This is a genomic window from Spirosoma sp. 48-14 (genome assembly GCF_001898575.1).
GTDB lineage: Bacteria > Bacteroidota > Bacteroidia > Cytophagales > Spirosomataceae > Spirosoma.
In genome coordinates this window covers 35,636-39,583 of the sequence record NZ_MKUD01000075.1, presented here as the reverse complement: position 1 = coordinate 39,583, position 3,948 = coordinate 35,636, and the positions used below count along the sequence as shown (strand labels likewise).

General features: G+C 51.3%; 4 protein-coding genes. 3 read left to right on the top strand and 1 reads right to left on the bottom strand.

Annotation, left to right across the window (positions count from 1 at the left end):
• The 3 genes from BGO59_RS31590 to BGO59_RS31580 form a co-directional block, all read left to right on the top strand.
• A partial coding sequence (locus tag BGO59_RS31590; RefSeq protein WP_293690931.1) for an integrase core domain-containing protein occupies nt 1–487 on the top strand: 487 nt, incomplete at its 5' end.
• A gap of 209 nt (nt 488–696) precedes the next feature.
• Nucleotides 697–1,416 (top strand): hypothetical protein, encoded by a 720-nt coding sequence (locus tag BGO59_RS31585; RefSeq protein ID WP_218964890.1) that lies wholly within the window; start codon nt 697–699, stop codon nt 1,414–1,416.
• Between the two features lie 12 nt (nt 1,417–1,428).
• Nucleotides 1,429–2,028 carry a hypothetical protein gene (locus tag BGO59_RS31580; RefSeq protein WP_218964889.1) on the top strand — a complete coding sequence of 200 codons (600 nt, stop codon included), beginning with the start codon at nt 1,429–1,431 and terminating at the stop codon, nt 2,026–2,028.
• A 25-nt stretch (nt 2,029–2,053) separates the two neighbouring features.
• On the opposite strand, the gene BGO59_RS31575 is transcribed toward BGO59_RS31580, so the two are convergent.
• Nucleotides 2,054–3,948: TonB-dependent receptor (locus BGO59_RS31575; RefSeq protein ID WP_293690926.1), on the bottom strand; the 1,895-nt coding region annotated here is incomplete at its 5' end.

Genomic DNA, 3,948 nt, shown 5'->3' with positions numbered 1-3,948 from the left:
TTGCGCGTGTCAGCGTCTGACTTTTTCCCAACCAGCGCAAGCCATGATACCCCGTAATCGTGAGTTGTTGATTACTAAGTCGATGGAGGAAAGTCTGCTTATCAGAGCTTTCGATCAGGCTACTACTTTACGTCGCCCCCAGCCGGGTTTGATTATTCATTCGGATCAAGGTGGGCAGTATTTTGGTAAAACGTTTAGAAAGCGGCTCGACAAGTGGAAGTGTGAGCAAAGTATGGCCGAAAAAGAGAACCCCTACCAGAATGCTCATGCGGAGTCTTTATGGAGTCGTTTAAAGGCTGAATTGCTCGAAGATGGTTGCTTTGAAACCCTGCAAGATGCTCACGATGAATTGTTTAACTATATCGAGGGCTACTACAACATTCGCCGGTTGCACTCGTCTTTGGGGTACATGTCGCCGATCAACTTTGAAAAGCAGTATTATCAAGCTAATTTCAATCACAACTCTCAATCACAAGTGTCCGGCTAAACCGACCCACCTCAGCAAACCATATTTTTGATGTAAAGTGTTTGCATAGTAGAGTTTTCGTTTAACCATCAGAAGTGACGAACGGTCTTGTAGGCTTGTTAAAGTTACCACAAAAAAACATGAGTCATCCCGAATTTTAGGGTCTGACTAAACAAGCGAAAACCTCCTGAACTTTGTGGTCGCCAAACTACAAAACAGGAGGTTTTCTAATGAATACTGCTGCAAAACAAACCAATTCTGAACAAGAATGGCCACAATCCGTGGGCCTTTTTTATCAACAGCGCTTAACCCAGTTTACCCACAGTATCCTGGAGGAGTTAACCACTTTGATAGATGTGCGGTTAGTGCGCACCTTTAGCCAACTTCTGATTACCTTACTGCGCTTTCGGCATCGAAATCAGGGACTGCTATTGAGCGAACTAGGCGAACATCTGCTCTCTGCCCGTCAAGCTCCAGCAGGCACTAAACGAATCTCTAACCTACTCAGAAGTCCTCATTGGAGTCATACCCTGATCCAGACAAGCATTCGTGCCAAAGCCCAGACGTTTTATGAGCAACTTCATCAGCAAGGCCAACGCGTATTGGTGCTCTGGGATGAAAGTGTGATGGAGAAACCAGAGACACTGGCCAGTGAAGATCTGGGGGCTGTTCGCAGTAGTAAAGCCCGCCGACTCAAACGTATTCGACCCGGCTATTTCAATCCACCTGACGGCAAACCGGTTTGTGTGCCCGGTCTGGAATGGGTAGGTATTTTATTGGCAGGGGCCAGCGGAGCCCCCTGCCTGTATGAGTTTGCGTGGTGGACTAGACGGGGTGAACATGCTCGTCAAGGGGCAGATGTGCTCAGTGATATCTTGACGGAACTAACCCATCGTTTTGGTCAGACTGTCTTCCATATCTTTGATCGGGGCTATGCCTCCCAAGCTTGATTAGGAAAGCTATTGACGGCCAATCTGAAAGGTCTGATTCGATGGCAAACCCAATACCGCTTACTCAATCAGGCGGGAGAATTGATAAAGACGTGGGAAATAACCCGTGGCAAACGCTCCGTTGATCATCGGTTAGTCTATGATGCCGTCCACAAGTGTACTCGAAAAACAGGTATTATCTATCAGCCAGTAAGGCATCCCGCTTATCCAGATGTGCCTCTGTATTTGATTGTATCTCGCCCTGGCAAGGGTCGTACCCCTTGGTATTTGCTGACCAACGAAGCCATTAACTCGGTGGAGTCGGCTTGGCAACTGGTCTTTGCCTATGCCCGTCGTTGGCAGATTGAGACCTCCTTCCGCTATACCAAATCGGAGTTGGCCTTAGAATCTCCTCGCTTATGGTTCTGGGAAAACCGCCTTAAGTTAATGATGATCGTGGCTTTGTTATACGCCTTTTTACTCTCCTTACTACGGGCTGAACTTAGTCACTGGCAGCAACTACTCTTACGATTGGGTTGCCACCGAACGGCAAAGCGGTGCCGAGAAGCCTCAGCACCGCTTTATCGGATCCGAATTGCCTTCACCCACTTATGGACTCAAAATTCGGGATGACTCATGTTTCTCCGAGTTACAGTCATTACAACTTAATGCCGACGGTCACGTAAAAATTACGTGCGTCGGCGGGCAGAATACCCGGCCCCGGATACCCCCCAGCCCGCCGGGTAAAGTAGCGTTCATCCGTTAAGTTATTAACCCCTGCTTTAAACAGATATCGCTTCCTCCGAAGCGAGGTCGATACGTCTATTACCTGATACGCCGGAATTGGCCCCGTTTGGGCATTGGCAGTGGCGTTTTCAGTATTATTGGCATCGCTGTACGCTTTGCCCACCCGGTTTAGCAGGGCTGTGAGCGTAAAGGTGCGGTAGGTATAGTTCAAGCCAAAACGGCCAATAAATTGCGGGGCGTTCTCCACAAATTTACGCTGTAGGTTCCCTTCTACGAGTTGACCGTTCGTGACGGTTGCCGTAGGCAAATCCAGGTAGCGGGCATCCGTAAAACCCAGTGAGGTAAACAAACTTATGTACCCCACTTTTGAGCGGCCCGCCAATGCTACTATCGGATCAATTTCGACATAGGCTTCTACGCCCTTACTTACGCTCTGGCCTAAATTCGTCCGGTATTGGTAGGGGCGGTTGGCTTCATTCAGGCGGGTCAGGGTGCCAATCCGATTAGCGTAGTTCAAATAATAAACTCCCAAGTCGTAGGTCAGGAACTTACGGTATGCCCCCCGCAGACCGGCATCAAGCGTGTAGCCACGCGCGTCGCGCAGGTTCGGGTCAATCACAAAATCAGTCAGGGCAGCGGGTGTCAGATCACCAAAGGTGACGGGACGATACGCCTGCGAATAGTTTCCGTAAAACGTGGCAAAGGAAGCCAGCTTGTATTCGGTTCCCACACCGACCAGAGCAAACGTCCGGCTGCGGCTTTGGCTAACCTGATTTTCGACCCCGTTGGTGGCAAAACTGTAGCGACCCGATATGCTATTATCAAGCATTTCGATGCGCACACCGGGCGTAAGGCTCCAGCGCGGGCTTAATCGGAACAGGTTTTCCGCAAAAGCGGCTACGTTGGTGGTGCGTAGCGCAAGGGCGCGGGGGTAGGCCGCATCCTGTAGCGTCAGGTTAAAATCCGAGCCAATGTCGCCTTTACCCTGCTGCCGCCGGTCGGTGAAGCCGTTGAAGTACTTAATACCAGCCGACAAGGTATGCTGACGGCCCAGCGCGTTGTATTGGCTGATAAGCCTTAGTTCGCTGCCCCAGTTGCGGTAGGTGTCGCGGTCGATTGTCCGGTTCGCTAATTGACCGCCCGCATTGGGTATGTCGGCGTTGGTAATGGCACTGACAAAACCAATCTGGTTGCGCTCGCTGAACAACCCGTGTACCTTCAGGTTGAGCCGGGTACGGTCGCTCAGGGCATAATCGACGGTGACAGACGGAACGGTCCAGGGTACGTTGAACCAGTTACGTGGCCGCGCACTTTGCCGGGCATTCTGGGCAAACTGAGCATCGGTCAGGCCACCCGGCTGCTGATTGACGCTATAGGCCCGTGACACTTCCGCCCCGATTTTGAGCCGGTTCGACACTACATAGCTAATTGAGGCAAAGCCGTTGAAAATGTTGTAGCGGCTATTGTCGCGCCAGCCATCGGCCCGACGGTAATTGACATAGCCAAAGTACTGCCATCGTCTTGCCGTGCCACCCACCGAATTATAGGTCGAAAACAGTCCGTAGCTGCCCACCGACTGCTGCGATTCGACCGCAATCGGTTTATCGGTCGCCGGTTTCTTCAGCACGTAGTTGAGCAACCCGCCAAACTGAGGGCCATATTGCAGTGACGCGCCCCCCCGAATAAGCTCAATGCGGTCAACGGCCTGCATGGGTGGATTATAATACGCTTCCGGGTAACCGAACGGGTCGGAACTGATGTCCACGCCGTTCTGCCGGACGTTGAATTCCCAGGAACGGTTCGGAC

Excerpts from the sequence above, each read along its gene's own strand:
- BGO59_RS31585 (WP_218964890.1), top strand. The coding sequence starts at position 697 with ATGAATACTGCTGCAAAACAAACCAATTCTGAACAAGAATGGCCACAA.